General features: G+C 58.5%; 8 protein-coding genes. 4 read left to right on the forward strand and 4 right to left on the reverse strand.

Translation table 11 applies throughout. The features are described from left to right. The first annotated feature begins 750 nt into the window (after positions 1–750). The 3 genes from HUS57_RS07520 (at position 751) to HUS57_RS07530 (ending at position 10962) form a co-directional block, all read left to right on the forward strand. The gene (locus HUS57_RS07520) at positions 751–4911 is read left to right on the forward strand and encodes a DUF11 domain-containing protein (RefSeq protein ID WP_173932379.1); all 4161 of its coding nucleotides are present in this window, start codon (positions 751–753) and stop codon (positions 4909–4911) included. A gap of 948 nt (positions 4912–5859) precedes the next feature. After that, complete coding sequence (locus tag HUS57_RS07525; protein WP_246727793.1) at positions 5860–9591, forward strand: porin family protein; 3732 nt, start codon at positions 5860–5862, stop codon at positions 9589–9591. A gap of 87 nt (positions 9592–9678) precedes the next feature. Continuing rightward, a complete protein-coding gene (locus HUS57_RS07530; RefSeq protein WP_173933197.1) occupies positions 9679–10962 on the forward strand; it encodes an FAD-binding oxidoreductase in 1284 nt (427 codons plus the stop codon). 18 nt (positions 10963–10980) lie between these two features. Here the strand turns inward: HUS57_RS07530 and HUS57_RS07535 are convergent, their stop codons facing one another. Further along, on the reverse strand, positions 10981–11841 hold the full coding sequence (locus HUS57_RS07535; RefSeq protein ID WP_246727794.1) for a BadF/BadG/BcrA/BcrD ATPase family protein: 861 nt from the start codon (positions 11839–11841) through the stop codon (positions 10981–10983). Between the two features lie 239 nt (positions 11842–12080). On the opposite strand from HUS57_RS07535, the gene HUS57_RS07540 reads away from it, so the two are divergent. Further along, on the forward strand, positions 12081–12362 hold the full coding sequence (locus HUS57_RS07540) for an SCP2 sterol-binding domain-containing protein (RefSeq protein ID WP_173932381.1): 282 nt from the start codon (positions 12081–12083) through the stop codon (positions 12360–12362). A gap of 77 nt (positions 12363–12439) precedes the next feature. Here the strand turns inward: HUS57_RS07540 and HUS57_RS07545 are convergent, their stop codons facing one another. From HUS57_RS07545 to HUS57_RS07555, 3 genes are all read right to left on the reverse strand, one after another. Continuing rightward, positions 12440–13414 carry a nickel/cobalt transporter gene (locus HUS57_RS07545; RefSeq protein WP_246727824.1) on the reverse strand — a complete coding sequence of 325 codons (975 nt, stop codon included), beginning with the start codon at positions 13412–13414 and terminating at the stop codon, positions 12440–12442. Between the two features lie 190 nt (positions 13415–13604). After that, on the reverse strand, positions 13605–14237 hold the full coding sequence (locus HUS57_RS07550) for a DUF1007 family protein (RefSeq protein WP_246727825.1): 633 nt from the start codon (positions 14235–14237) through the stop codon (positions 13605–13607). Between the two features lie 83 nt (positions 14238–14320). Continuing rightward, a complete protein-coding gene (locus tag HUS57_RS07555; RefSeq protein WP_173932386.1) occupies positions 14321–15232 on the reverse strand; it encodes a LysR family transcriptional regulator in 912 nt (303 codons plus the stop codon). Positions 15233–15237 lie beyond the last annotated feature (5 nt).

The following is a 15237-nucleotide window of genomic DNA, read 5'->3' on the forward strand; positions in this document are numbered from 1 at the left end:
ACAGAGCGTATACATCGCCTAGATGGCTACAACTTTAAGAAGAATCTTCACTTCGATAACATCGGGAGCAAGTATGTTCCAGGTCCTTAGCCGCCTGCATCGCATCGCGCATGTCTTCATTTCCTCTACCCAGAACATACGATGGGCTCGGCATACTTATCGTCGAGCGCGGGAGGCCGCCGCCAACTCCATGCGAGCGGCAGTCGGCTGGCGCTTATTTTCGCCGTAGCCCTGCTGGAGGTTGCATTTTCAGCAAGCCCGGCCGGGGCTGTATACGTGGCCCCCACCTCACCATGTACGCCGTCGTCTCAGGTAATGCCCGACGGTTGGATGAAGGCAAGTTCGGATTCCGGGGGGTGTACGAACGGAAATCAATACCAGGGTTATGACGAGTATTTTTGGGATCCACCAATACCCCCTGCCCCGAACGGAGACGCCACCTGGCTGAGCGTCGATGGCAGAGGCAGCGCTGCACGGACGATGATCACCGGGTTGACGCCGGGTGTGGTCTACAGGCTTGACATGTATGCTTCCACCTCAAATATCGGAGGCACTAAACACCCAGTATACACCAGCTGCAGCGCTGCCACAGTCGCTGTCGGCGCGCATAGTCGCGAGACTCGACTTACACCGGTCCAGTGGGTACCTGCGCCTTTCCAGTTCACTGCTAACCATCATGAGTATCCCCTGGAATTGTCTTCACAAGGCGGATTTTGCACGGCGAACTTCTATCTCCGTGGCATTTCATGGATGAACAAGACGCTGGTTTCCCAGAGCCTGCCGAACAATCCGTCCGCCCAACGGAATGAGCGCCTCACCTACCGGATTGAGATATTCAATGTGGGCCCTGCTGTATCCTATGATATTCAGGACATGCTCGACCCGAACGTGATCTTCCGCTTCGACCTATATAACGGCGAGCAACCCGAGAACGGCAATATCAACTGGTCGAATGTCTCCGTGCCGGCCGGGTCTCCCGAACAGCCCGGAAGACTTGTGCTTGACATTGCTGTCGATATGCCAAATCTGTATCCTGCGAATAGTGATGGGTACATCCGCAACATGGTTCGATATGCGGATCTGGAAGAGGCGGGATGTCCCTCTACCCATTGCCAGATGACACCTATTAGCGGGTCGGGCTGGGGCGGCGGTGGCGGCGGGCCGGGCGATCCCGGCGAGCCCGGTGGCAGCAGCCCCGCGCCAACGCTGAAGAAGCAACTGACCGGAGAGGAGACGCCCGACGGCCTGGTATCGCCCGGTGAGCTTCTCACATACACGATCACCGTTACCAACCGCGGCTCGGCCATCTCCAGTTATCAACTGGAGGACGTTCTCGGCGCAGACCTTCAGTATGTGGATTCCAATCCTCCGGCCACGAATATGAGCCTGGGGAGCGACGGCTTCGGCGGCAGCGTCGGGTGGACGCTCAATCTGCCCGCGGGCACGGATGCTGCCCCTTCGCAAACGACACTCACGGTAAGGGCGCGAGCACGCTCACCTCTGCCAGTCAATGCAAATCTCAGAAACTTCGTCCGCAGGTCCGGTGGCCCTACGCCGAACTGCCAGATATCCGAGCAGTGCGTTGACCCCGATGCCGCCGGTATACGCATAGAAAAAAAGCTATCCAGCGATGAGAATGGCGATGGATTGGCATCTCCCGGCGAGACGCTGAAGTATCTCATCACCGTTACAAATCCCGGTGCCGCGGTTTCGGGTTTCCATCTACGCGACGTGCTCGGTGACGATCTGCGCCATGTAATCTCGTTCCCCCAAGGGTCAGTATCCGGCGCTGACCCGGATGGTTTTGGCGGCACCCTCAGTTGGACAACCGATCTTCCCGCAAGCAGCGTCCGGAATTTTCAGGTTCATGCCGTCGTCCGCGACGCACCCCCTCAGAATGCGGATCTGAAGAACTACGCTGCAGGACCTGGCGACGGCGAGCCGGCTGATTGCGAGGATGCGGCGCGCTGCGTCGAGCTCGATTTGGGGCCAGGACTATCGCTCATCAAGCAGGGCGTCTGGAATGACGACGGCAATGGCATAGCCGAGGAGGGTGAGACCATTACCTACACCTTCACCGTCAGGAATACTGGCGGCGTCCCACTCAACGACATCACTGTTGACGATCCCAATATTCCCTCCATTCCGGGCAGTCCGATCACTTCCCTGGCAGCGGGTGCGTCGCAGATCCTCACCACCACCTATACGCTGACGCCCGCCGACATCGCCGCCGGCCAGGTAGTCAATGCCGCAACCGTTACGGGAAGGTCATCAGAAGGTGTGGAGGTTACCCATACAACGGAAGTGATCACGCAGCTTGCCTCCGTGAGCATAGACAAGGCATTTGTCGCCGACGGTGACGGAGACGGCGAAATCTCTCCCGGCGAGGAACTCACCTACAAGGTGACATTGACCAACAACACCGAGCAGATCGCCCTCTATGACCTCAGGGACGACATAGACAACAACACCACCTATGTGGCAGGCTCGTCGCTCGTGGACGGGACGCCGCGGGAGCCCGACCAGACCGGCGATCCCCTTGCCTGGAATGGTCTCGCAATAGCTGCGAACGGGACAATGGAGATCACCTACAGAGTTGTCGTGAGTGATCCCCTTGCTGCCAATGTCACGGAAATCCGGAACCTCGCCTACAGGGAAGGCGACACGCCGCCCGACTGCGATGTGACGCCCCGTCCGGATAACTGCGAAAGCGTTCCTATCAGCCCCTTTGTCGTAGAAAAAAGCCTCATAGGGGATGCGGATGGCGATGGCTATGCCTCACCAGGCGAGGAACTCACCTATAAGGTGACGATCACCAATAATGGCGAGGAGGGGCCCTTCCGCCTTGTCGATAATATCGACGACAACACCACCTATGTCGCAGACTCCTCGACAGTTGACGGCGTTGCGCAAGAACCTAACCAAACCGGCGACCCGCTGGTGTGGAACTTTTTCGCGCTGCCCGGCAATAGCTCTGTAGAAGTTGTTTACAAAGTGCGTGTCGGCCAGATTCCGGCAGGCGTTACGCAGATCCGCAACGTGGCTTACAACTCTGAACGCCGCGAGCCGAACTGCGATGCGACACCCCTACCCACGCATTGCGAGATCGTGCCGGTTTATCCCGTGACGATCGAGAAGGATCTTCAGCTCGACGAAAATGGCGACGGCTATGCCGCCCCCGGCGAGGAGCTTACCTATCGGGTCATCCTGAGAAACAACACAGCCGCGCCGATTTCCTACAACCTCACGGATGATATCGATAACAACACAACCTACGTGCCCAACTCTTCCCGTATCGATGGCGTCTTACAGAACCCGGATCAGACTACCGATCCGCTCGTGTGGAACAATATCACGGTCCCTGCGAACGGCACGGCGGAAGTGACCTACAGCGTCATCGTGGACAGCCCACTTCCCGCCGGCGCAACCGAAATCCGCAACGTTGCTTTCGAGAGCGGAACCACCCCGCCCGACTGCGATAATTCGCCCTTGCTCGGCAACTGCGACACCGTCCCGGTTCAATTGTTCAGCATAACCAAGGCGCTGACCGGCGAGAGCATCAGTGACGGCTACGCCTCGCCCGGCGAGGAGCTCACCTATACGGTGACCCTCACCAACCTCACCGACCAGCCCGTCACCGGCTACGCGCTCACCGACGACATCGACGACAACACCGTCTATGTCGCCGGATCGACCGCCGGCACGGCCGGCGCCGGCGAGCCGGCCGGCACCGACCCGCTGGAGTGGAGCGGCATCACCCTGCCTGCCAACAGCGCCGTGACCGTCGAATACAAGGTGCGCGTCAAGCCGGCGGCGGAGATCCTGCCCGGCACCACCAGCCTGCGCAACATCGCCTATGAGGCGGGCACAACACCGCCCGACTGCACCGCAAGCCCGGCGCCGGCCAGTTGCGAAGTGACACCGTTCCCCACGGGCGATGTCGAACAATGGTCACTGACCAAGACGGCGGGGCTTCGTTATGTCCGTCGTGGAGAGCAGGTCCCGTTCACCATCCGTCTTGTGAATAATACGGATGTGCGAGCGGAAGGCCTGACGATAACGGATACGGTGCCATCAGGCTTCAGATATGTGGAGGGAACAGCCACCGTGAATGGAGTGGAAACGGCTCCTGTTATCGAGGGTCACAGCATCCGCTTTGCCAACCTCTCCATCGCTGCGCATCACGAACTCTCGATCCAACTGAGATTCCACGTTCTGAGTTCAGCCGGCGCCGGAGAAAAGATAAACCGCGCAGATGTCACGGACAGGAACGGCAAAGCCCTGGCTCCGACAACCAGTGCAAAAGTTGAGGTTCTCGCCGAAGCCGTACTCGATTGCGGAGAGGTCCTTGGCAGGGTGTTCGACGACGTCAACCGCAACGGCTACCCCGACGAAGGGGAGCGTGGACTTGCCGGTGTCCGCCTCGCTACTGTTGAAGGATGGCTGATCACAACGGACGAACATGGGCGCTTCCACATCGCCTGTGCCGACCTTCCCGATGGACGTACGGGTTCAAACTTCATCATGAAGCTTGACCCTCGCACGCTGCCCACGGGATACAGGCTGACTACGGAAAACCCGCGCGTTATCCGCCTGACGCCTGGAAAGACGAGCCGCATCAATTTCGGCGCCTCAATCGGCCGGGTGGTTCGCCTCGACCTGAACGACAGTGCATTCGTTCCCGGCAGCTTCGAACTCGACCCCGCCTGGGCGGCTGGAATCGATCAGCTCATTGCCCTGCTTGATAGCGAGCCTTCGGTTCTGCGCCTGAGCTACTTCGGGACGGCCTCGGACATGACACTTGCCCGGCAGCGGCTCAAACATGTCAAGGACCTGATTACCGAACGCTTTGAACAGTCGCTCTCCGATTACCATCTGAGTATCGAGACGCATTTGGAGATCGGGGAATAGCAAGAGGGGGAGCGGCGCATCAGGCGCCGCTCCTCCGTTCCAAATACGCCCAAAATGTGCCGATGCCGCCTGAGTGCGGCAAGCGAATTCGCCCTCCAGATTAAAACACGGTAAGCGGACGGAACGGGATCGAGCCTGCACCGCAAGTTGCATCGGCGGAAGTATAGGTCCTCCGGAAGTCACACAGTTCTTTTTGCTGCCGTTCAGTTTAAGCCGTTATGCGTCTTTAAAGGTCTTCGAGGAACTGCCTGTGAGCAGGCCCCAGTAACGCGTAAAGGGCGGCTGCAAGCTGCTTCCATCAAGTTTCCGGATTCTCGGAGTTGTGCGCTCAGGCCCGAGGATGCATTGGGATGAGCAACGGCGTCCTTGCACGCATTCTTACGGAACCCTGCTTCGGCGGGACACCGAATGCGCGTACACCTGGCCGCTTTCCGGCTAGCCGTATTTTCCCTCCAGTACTTGGAATAGATGTTGATTATCCAGGGCGTTACTGGACTTTCCAAGCAGCCGCGTAAACGATGGCGCATATTTAAACGTGAATACATTTATCGTTTTACTGGAAGCGGTTATGCCGGATTTTGCACGCTGGATCCGCGGAAGCGCCGATGCTCCGGATGCGGCTACTAGTTATCCTAATGAGCTATGGCCCATTCTCGAGGGCAATGCGTGCGCTGTTTCCCTGTCACGTATACGCTCTGGTCCGCAGGCTGATCTTTTGTACCAAACGTCGGGCGCCATATCGAACCTGAGCGCCGGCGATGCTCACAAGTACCCCGATATACCCGGCCTGCATTCCTGTGCGGTCACCAGCGCAACAGCCCCGGCACACCGCGTACCCTCCCGTATCTTTTCTGGACCCGCGCAACCGCCAAACCAGCGTTCATCCCGCGAGGATGGCGTCAAGCAAACCAACGAAAACACCATCGACACCCGAGTGGAGAACGATCGATGATATCCCGCAACAAGCCTGCTGATCTTGACAGCTTGCCCGTAAGTCGAGCGTCGGGCCTCCGTTCCATCCTCCTGACGGGTACCGCGCTCCTTGGCGGCATCCTTGCAGGCCCGGCTCTTGCTGAAGGACTGGGCGGCGACCTGCGATTTGGCAATTCCACATCCAGTCCTCCGGCAACGGAGAATACGGAGAAGGAGACGATTCTCGACACCCCGCCAATTCCGTTCATGATCAGCGTGGACGGTGTTCCCATCGACGCCAGCATCGAACCGGAGCGACTGGCGCCGGGCACGACGCTGCCGAATTCAAGACCTGTCGATCGGCAGCGTCAAACCGATGTGGGATTGAGCGCTGTCGACATTCAGGTGAAATTCGACGGCCTTGACCTTGCGCCCATGCTTAACGTCTCCACCGTCCCCATTCGCCGCGCCTACCTTCCCGGGGATGAGGTCCGCTTCCTTGCGACATCCAACTACCCAGCCTTCATCGAACGCGCGGAGATCCGGCTGTACGAGATCGGCGGAGGGCCTGCCGGAGAGCCGGTCAATATCGTTCCCGTACGAATCAATAGCGAGGCTAGCTGGGTGATGCCTGATGTTGGCGGCCCGGATTTCGCCTATGTGCTGCGTGTATATGATGCTTCGGGACGATATGACGAAACCGTCCCGCTAACGCTCCACCGTTCTGCCCGGGAACTGCCCTCACTGTCCGAGCAAACCCGATCCGAAGCCCCCGGCATGGCCGAAGACCGCACCGCCTTTCGTAACATTCCCGTAAGGGGCGGTGCCGTGACGGTCTATGGCCGCCACGTGCCACCGGGCTATACGGTCGAGGTCCTGGGTGATCCGATTCCGCTCGATTCAAACCAGGCATTCGTCGCACAACGTATCCTGCCATCGGGAGATCATTCGGTTGACGTTTCCGTGGCCGGCACCTCGAAAACGGGCGGGCTCGCCTTCAGCCGCGACATCAACATTCCGTATAATGACTGGTTCTATGTGGCGCTGGCGGATTTTACCTTAGGAAAGCGCTTCGGCGACGATCTCATAGAAACCGTTCGGCCAGGCGAGTTCGATGATGTCTACACCAAAGGCAGACTCGCCTTCTATCTGAGGGGGAAGATCAAGGGTGAGTATCTTCTGAAAGCGGCCGCAGATACCGGAGAGGAGGACCTTGACAAAATCTTCCGCGACCTCGACGCGAAGGACCCGCGCCAGCTGCTGCGCCGCCTCGACCCGGACAATTACTATCCGATATATGGCGATGATTCCGCCTTTCAGGAGGATGCCCCCACCAACGGCAAGTTTTATGTGCGGCTTGAGCGCGGAGACAGCCATGTCATGTGGGGCAACTACCGCACACAGGTGCGAGGAACCGAGTTTCTTCGCTCGGAGCGTGCGCTCTACGGTGCTTCCGCGGTATACCGGTCGGAATCGGCTACTACCTTCGGGGAGCGACGCACTGAGATCACCGGCTATGCCGCCCAGCCCGATACGCTGCCCCAGCGCGAGGAATTCTCCGGGACAGGCGGTTCCGGCTATTTCCTGAAGCGTCAGGATATCGTCGAAGGTTCCGAAACGGTGGCGATAGAGATTCGCGATGCCGTAAGCCAGCGTGTAATCAGGCGCCGTGTGCTTGTCCACGGGCAGGATTACGATTTTGACTACATGCAGGGCGTGATTATCCTCAGACGCCCGCTAATGTCCGTGAGCGTTCCCGACAGCCCCGTTCGGGATGGCGCGTTGGGTGGAGAGCGTCAGGTACTCACCGTACAATATGAGTTCGAGCCGCTGGGCCGCGATATTGACGGTTATACCTATGGAGGCCGTGGCCAGCACTGGCTGAATGAAATGGTGCGGATCGGTGCGACCGGGATGAAGGAAGGCACTGGCCCCGCAGATCAGCAAGCCTATGGCGCCGACGTGACCTTACGTCATACCGAAGAAACATATCTGTCGGCGGAGATTGCCAGATCAAAGGGCCCGGGTTTTGGCAGACTGAGATCCTATGATGGAGGCCTTACCTGGGGCAGCCAAGGGAGCACCGGCGATGCGGAGCACGGCGCCGACGCCTGGCGGATCGAGGGACAGGCCGCTCTTGAAGATTTCGCTGTGGGTCTGAAAGGACGTCTGGGAGCCTATTATGAGGAAAAGGACGCAGGTTTTTCGACGCTTTACGATCAGATTTCCGCAAAGCGCCACATCTGGGGAGCAGAAGCAAGGCTAGAGATGACCGATAATATCGGCCTCCGGCTCGTCTATGACGACTTCACAGACGATACTGGGAAGTTTGAGCGCGAGGGAACAGCAAGCGTCAGCTATCAATTCGACGCCCATTGGAAAGTCTCCTTCGGCGTCAGCTATACCGAACTGATGTCACCCACGGCCGTAGCTGCTCGGAAGTCCGGTTACGACGGCTCAAGGACAGATGCTGGGGTGCGCGTAGATTACCGGATCGATGACGACCGACTCGTTTATGGCTTTGCTCAGGGCACTGTGGACCGCTCCGGCGATATCGACAATAACGACCGGGGAGGCTTGGGCGCAGAGATCCGGCTTACCGAGAAGATCGGCCTCAATGGCGAGATCTCTTACGGTACCAATGGCTTCGGCGCATTGGCCGGCCTAACTTACGATCCGACGGCGGATGACCACCATTATATCGGCTATCGGCTCGACCCGGACCGCGCCTTTGAATTCGACCTTGGCCATGATCTGTTCGGCACGGACCGGGGAGCCGTCGTTGCAGGCACCCGACGGCGGATGGGAGACGCAATTTCGGCCTATGCTGAAAACAGCTATGACATGTTCGGCGCTCGGCGTTCGCTAGCCCAGACCTATGGCGTGGTGTACACGCCTGACGCCATGTGGACCGTAGATGCCGGACTTGAAATGGGGCTCATACGCGATGACACGCTGGACGGCGCAGGGAGGGAAAATTCGGATTTCGACCGCTACGCCCCTTCCCTTTCGCTGGGCTACCGGGACGAGGAAGCGGGGATTAAGGCCCATGCTCGGGGCGAGGTGCGCATAGAACGTTCCGAAGACGAAACGCGTGACCAGAACACCTATCTTATTGCTGCGGGTCTCGGCTGGAAAGCCAACGAGGACTGGCGGGTAATGGGGAATATCGATACCCTGATGTCTGATACCCAGTCTGAGGAAACATTCTTTGCCAATACGGATTATATCGAAGCATCGCTAGGTTATGCCTACCGACCGGTCAACCACGACCGCCTCAATGCACTCTTCAAATATACGTGGCTTTACGATCTGCCCGGCAACGATCAGGTAATCAGCACCGCCACGGGCGATCTCAACGCACCGGGCCAGAGGAGCCACATTCTTTCGGCCGACATTTCGTATGAATTGACACATTGGCTGTCCGTCGGAGGCAAATACGGCGTCCGCATCGGCGAGGTGCGTTATCGTGTGAATGACGGAGCAGGACGGGCCTTTGAGGAAGAGTGGCAGCGCTCGACCGCTCATCTGGGGATCATCCGTACCGACCTGCATCTGGTGAAGAACTGGGACCTCCTGTTAGAAGGGCGGATCCTGCATATGAAGGACGATTCAACAGATTTCGGCGCCCTTGCTGCCGTATACCGTCATGTCGGGGAAAATTTCAAAATCGGGATCGGCTATAATTTCGGGCGTTTCTCCGATGATCTGCGCGATCTTACCCTGAACGATCAGGGCGTCTTCCTCAATCTGGTTGGAAAGTTCTGATGCCATGCCGGATATTGTTGCTTTCGGGGAGAAGATTGATAGCCTTCCACTTAACTGATGCGCAGTGTGACGCCGCCTTTAAACGTGATGCGACAGGGAACCGACGGACAGGGACTGTGGGCCGAAACTGCGCCGGCCGCACCGAAAACCGCCAGCATTTGCGATGCCACAACCGCCGATGTTGCAATTGTCGGCGCAGGCTTTACAGGCTTGTCGGCTGCCCTCCACCTATCGCAAGCCGGTGCGAAAGTCGTTGTGCTGGAGGCCGGGGAGATCGGCGAAGGCGGTTCCGGGCGCAATGTCGGCCTCGTGAATGCCGGCATGTGGGTGTTGCCGGAGACTCTGCCGCAAACGCTTGGCAAGGAACATGGGGAACGCCTCCTCAAATTGCTGAGCGATGCACCGCGTTTGGTGTTCGACCTGATAAAGAAACATGGAATTGCCTGTGATCTAGAGGAGACGGGGACGCTCCATTGTGCAGTAGGAGAACGCGGCCTCCAGGAACTCGACGCACGCGCGAGGCAATGGGCCGCGCGGGGAGTGCCTGTCCGCCTACTCGATGGTAAGGAAACAGCAGAAAAGATCGGCAGCGATGCCTATGCCGGAGCCCTGCTCGATCTGAGGGCAGGAACGGTGCAGCCGCTCGCCTATGCGCGTGGGCTGGCCGAAGCAGCACTCGCTAGCGGAGCGCAAATCTTCACAAACTCGCAGGCAATTCGCATTGTCCCGCAAAATGGCGCCGTGCGCGTCGAGTGCGCCAACGGCCATGTGACGGCAGAACGAGTGATCGCCGCAACCAACGCCTATACGAGTGTCTTATGGCCGGAACTACGGGAGGAGCTGGTGCTGCTGCCCTACTTCAATTTCGCGACGATACCGCTCGATGGAATGGCGAGGGAAACGATCCTCCCGCAGCGGCAAGGGGCGTGGGATACGGAAAAGATCCTCACCTCTTTCCGCTGGGACCGCCAGGGCCGGCTCATCCTGGGCAGCGTCGGTTCGTTGCGCGGAACCGGCCGTGCCATCCATAAGGCGTGGGCCCGGCGGACTTTGGCGAAGCTCTTCCCGATGCTATGCGACGTACCGTTTACGCACGCCTGGTATGGATATATCGGTATGACGGACAATCATCTGCCAAGGCTCCACCGTTTAAGCCGCAACGTAATCGGGTTCAGCGGATATAACGGACGTGGCATCGCGCCTGGAACAGTTTTCGGAAAGATTCTGGCAGAGCATCTGATGGGACGAATATCCGACGAGGACCTGCCGCTGCCCGTGACGCAACCAAGGCCGCGTCCGTTTCGTGCCTTCCGGGAAACCGGCATCGAGTTGGGCTCGCAAGCGTTCCACACGCTTCAGATGATCCGATGAGGCAGGCAGTGCCTGCCGTCAACCGAATCTTTCGACGGCAATTGCCAATGCACCATCAAGGCCAGTACCCAAAGCAGGCTTCAGGTTGGCGCGAAATGCTGCCCCAAGATAAGGCACGTAGGATGCGCCCAGACCGCCGATAAAGCAGATGCGCGGACAGTCCTGCGGCATCACTGCCCGAAGATGCGCCTCTATGGCGCTGACTCCGTTAGAGACAAGGCTTTTGGCCACCGGGTCCCCCTGCCTTGCCCAGGAAAAGATTTCCGGCGCGAAAGCGGCAAAATGAGCTGGGCGTGCCTGATGCGCAAAGGCAATGATCTCTTCCGCATTGCCATTGAAGCGAGAGAGAACCGATTTCGTCATGTCGGAGTTCGCTGCTACTTTGTCCTGAGCAAGAAGCACCCTTTTGAGAAGCGCCCGCCCGAGCCATGCTCCGCTCGCCTGATCGCCGAGGAGGAAGCCCCAGCCGCCAATAAACCGCGCGTTGCCGCCTAGCTGAGCACCGAACACCGAACCCGTCCCGATAATCGCTGCGGCACCGTCGCCTGAGCCGAGCGCGCCTCTAAGCCCTGTCACGGCATCGGATAGAACGATGCTTTGAGAAAATGGAAGCTGTTGCCTGATCTTTTCCCCATGCTGACCCACATTGACGCCTGCCAATCCCAGAACTGCCGGGCACTCGGAGACTTTGCCAGCAGCCAGGTCCGCCGCTGCAAGTGCCTCTTGCGCCGCCCTGACCACATGGGAAAGGGCGCCATCAAGGTCGGTCATTGCATTGGCGGGTCCAGCATAGCCGCGGCCGAGAACGCGTCCCGCAGTGTCGGCTACGGCTGCACGGCAGCCGCTCCCGCCTCCATCGACGGCTATCAGCATCTTCATGTCAAGAATGCCTCCAGGCGAATGAAAGCGGTCGCACGATAACGGAGCACCAGAGCGGCATCCATTTTTTTAAAGCAACGATGAAACTGCCACAAAAGAAGCGAGGCGACAACGAGTCTCATTGACGTATACGTAATCTAGATGCTATTCAAGCTAGGGTGTACCGCCCTTTTTCCGGTGCTTGCAGACGCAGGCAGTTCAGACCTGTTGTTGCAACTTGCAAGATGAGGATCGCAAAAATGACCCTGGAGGAAATTGCCGGCACGATGCGTGAACGTCTGGCAGGCTCGGACTTCACCCGATCAGTGAAATTTGATTGCGGCACCGACGGCGCGGTCCTCGTGGCAGGCCGCAATGTTTCGGTCAGCGACGGATCGGCAGACTGCCTCATAACGCTGACCAAAGGCGATCTGCAGGCGTTGCTAGCTGGCGAAATGGATCCCACGGCCGCCTTTATGGAAGGCAAGATCAGGGTCGACGGAGATCTGTCGGTTGCAATTGAGGTCAGCCAAGCCCTCTGAGACAACGTCCTGAGCGGCAATCCCCCGTCCCTCGTTCGACGTTCATGGCGTTAGCAGCCGCATCCAGGCAGGGCTCTTTAGGCCAAAAGGCTGGCGGCCAGAAGCAAAAGCCCGAGAAGCAGGACAACCGCCGCACCGGCAATCTCGATCGTGGTGTGGATCCAGGAGCCTACAGCACCCCCGCCCGCAAATGCCACGGCCCAGTTCTTCGCGGTGACAGCAAGCAGGGCGAGGATGGAAACGGTAATCGCAGTACCCAGGGCCATAGCGAACACCGAGACGATGCCGCCCAACCATAGCGCATTCAGGAATGAGAAGGTGAGCACGATGAGTGCGCCTGAGCATGGGCGAAGGCCAACGGCAGCCACAGCCGCACAGGCCTCCCGCCAGTCCAGACGATCCTTCGAAAGTCTTGCAGGGTCCGGCATGTGCGCGTGGCCGCAAGCTGTACAGACGTCACCTGTTGCGTGTTCGTGATGGTGGTGATGAGCATCATGATGATGTCCGGCGAGAGCGGCAGATAGGTTGGGAACGGCATGGCTTGCATCACGCCGGAAAAGCGGGACGAGCTTTCGCCATAATAGCCAGGCCCCAAAAGAAGCGATCAGCGCGAAGCTTGCGATTTCCAGGACGTGGGTTGCGTCTGTCATGGAGATGGTGGTTCCGCGCAGAAGGAGGAACACCGCCGCCATAAGGACAATTGCCGTTACAGCCTGCATGAGTGCAGAGGCGAAAGAAAGCATGACACCACGCCGGAGCGCAACTTCGTTGGCGAGCATATAAGAGGAGATTACCGCCTTGCCATGACCGGGACCGGCGGCATGAAAGACTCCATAGGCGAAGGAAAGGCCGACCAAAAGCCAGAGTCCTGTGCCATCCTCCCGCATGGTCCTCAACGCGCCGGTGAGCGCGCGATAAAAGCCTTGCTGCTGAACGTTCACCCACTGCAGAAGCCCAGCCAGGGGTCCTGCGGGGGTGATAGCGGGCTCCGCCACGCCGATGCCCAGGGAGCTTTGCGCCTGGACGGGAAGGGAAAGTGCAACGATGAGAATGCCTGCGACAAGGAAGGTAACAGGCGTTCCGCGTATTTTCTGCCCTACCCTGGCCGCAGCAGGGAGTGAGGGCAGTGACCTGCCTTCCTCTCCCTTTGCTCCGCGGAGCAAAGATTGAACAGCATGTGTTTTGTTATGTGTCGAGAAACAATGGCGGCTCTCTTGATTGCAGAAAGTCAACAACTTCTCCCTAGCCATTGTCACTGCAGGCGATTTCCAATCTGGTGGCGAAAATCTTGCTGAGGTCATTGCCAGCCGGGTCGTTGAAGAAGGCATCAGTCAGGGTCTGCTGGTTCTGGGCAATCGCCTCCTCCGGGTCGGGGCGGATAACCTCTCGGGTACAGTGATCCGGCAGATTCTCCACCACGAGATAGCTGTCTTCGGCAAAGTCGATGGCCGTATAAAAGGTCGGATCGTAGACACCGAAACCGACAAGCCCTTTCAGTTCAAGCGGCTTTACTGGCCGCGACTCGAACAGGATAATGAGTTGACTATCCACAAAATCAGCAATGAAAGGTGAAGGTGGCTGCATCTCTACATCGCGCCCGTCGACTGTGACGATCTGGAAATAATCGAACTCAGCAAGCGATCCGAAAACGATATCAGCTACTTCCTGAAGCTCGTTGGCATCAAGCTCCAGATTCTGATTGCGATCGAACTCGAGGAGAACGGTGCTGGAGAAGAGGTCGTCGAAACGCCAGACATGACGCAGGGCTTCCACCTGGCCATTTTGGCCGACAGCGACATCGAGGCGCGCTTCCGCAAAGACATGCGGATGGGCAGCCGCCGCAAAGCACGAGGCTGTGACAAAAGTACCGACCATCGCTCCAAAGGCCGTCCGCATGCACCAAGTCCACCATTAAAAATGAGCCGGGCTCATGTAGCATGAAACCGTCAAAAATTCGATCACATGCGCTCGTTGGAGCAGCCTTCCTCCTTCAGCCATCGGGCGAGGTAATCTACAAGCACACGAACCTTGGCGGGAAGGTAGCGCCGATGCGGATAGACCGCGTAAATCCCTGCTCCATCAATCAGATAGTCGTCGAGAAGTGTCATCAGCCGCCCCGCCTTGATCTCCGGCAGGGCAATGAAATCGGGCAGAAAAGCGAAGCCGATGCCCGCCACCGCCGCTTCGCGCACGGTAAGCGGGCTGTTGACTTCGATGCGACTGCTTACAGATACGGTGAACGCTGTTCCGTCCGCACCTTGAAAGGGCCAATTATGTCTGTTGCGGCTGTTGGTATCGACGATGCAGGGCAGACCGGCAAGGACCTGCGGATGAGACGGGAGACCGTGGACCTCGATAAGCGAAGGCGCAGCGCAGAGCGGCATGCGGAAAGGAGCAAGCCGCCGTGCAATCAACGACGAATCATCGAGCCTGGCGATCCGTAGCGCAAGGTCAAATCCTTCTTCCACCAGGTCCACAAACCGGTCATCCAGGTGGATCTCCAGAATGATGTCGGGATGCGAAGCCGCAAAATCGATCAGAGAACGGCCGATGGGAGCGTCGGCGAAGGTGCGTGGCGCCGATAGCTTGATGCGGCCACCAACATCGCCTGTTTGCTCACGCACTGATTCGACCAGCGCGTCGATCTCACGAATTATTGCGGCGGAGCGCCCGTAGTAGATGTGGCCCGCTTCAGTAAGGGAGAACTTTCGTGTCGTGCGGTTAAGGAGAAGCACGCCGAGTTCATCCTCCAGTTCGCGCACATATTTGGAAAGCAGCGCTTTGGACCTGCCTGTGCGGCGTGCCGCGGCTGAAAAGCCTTCCGCTTCCACCACCTGAAGAAAGGCGCGCATGCGTCCAAGCATGTCCATAAATC

Origin of the sequence: Chelativorans sp. Marseille-P2723 (genome assembly GCF_902809845.1) — a bacterium.
Classification (GTDB): Bacteria; Pseudomonadota; Alphaproteobacteria; order Rhizobiales; family Rhizobiaceae; genus Chelativorans.

What these genes read in the sequence shown, in the direction of transcription:
- HUS57_RS07520 (WP_173932379.1), top strand. Translation starts at nt 751, where the DNA reads ATGAACAAGACGCTGGTTTCCCAGAGCCTGCCGAACAATCCGTCCGCC.
- HUS57_RS07525 (WP_246727793.1), top strand. Translation starts at nt 5,860, where the DNA reads ATGATATCCCGCAACAAGCCTGCTGATCTTGACAGCTTGCCCGTAAGT.
- HUS57_RS07530 (WP_173933197.1), top strand. Translation starts at nt 9,679, where the DNA reads ATGCGACAGGGAACCGACGGACAGGGACTGTGGGCCGAAACTGCGCCG.
- HUS57_RS07535 (WP_246727794.1), bottom strand. Translation starts at nt 11,841, where the DNA reads ATGAAGATGCTGATAGCCGTCGATGGAGGCGGGAGCGGCTGCCGTGCA.
- HUS57_RS07540 (WP_173932381.1), top strand. Translation starts at nt 12,081, where the DNA reads ATGACCCTGGAGGAAATTGCCGGCACGATGCGTGAACGTCTGGCAGGC.
- HUS57_RS07550 (WP_246727825.1), bottom strand. Translation starts at nt 14,237, where the DNA reads ATGGTCGGTACTTTTGTCACAGCCTCGTGCTTTGCGGCGGCTGCCCAT.
- HUS57_RS07555 (WP_173932386.1), bottom strand. Translation starts at nt 15,232, where the DNA reads ATGGACATGCTTGGACGCATGCGCGCCTTTCTTCAGGTGGTGGAAGCG.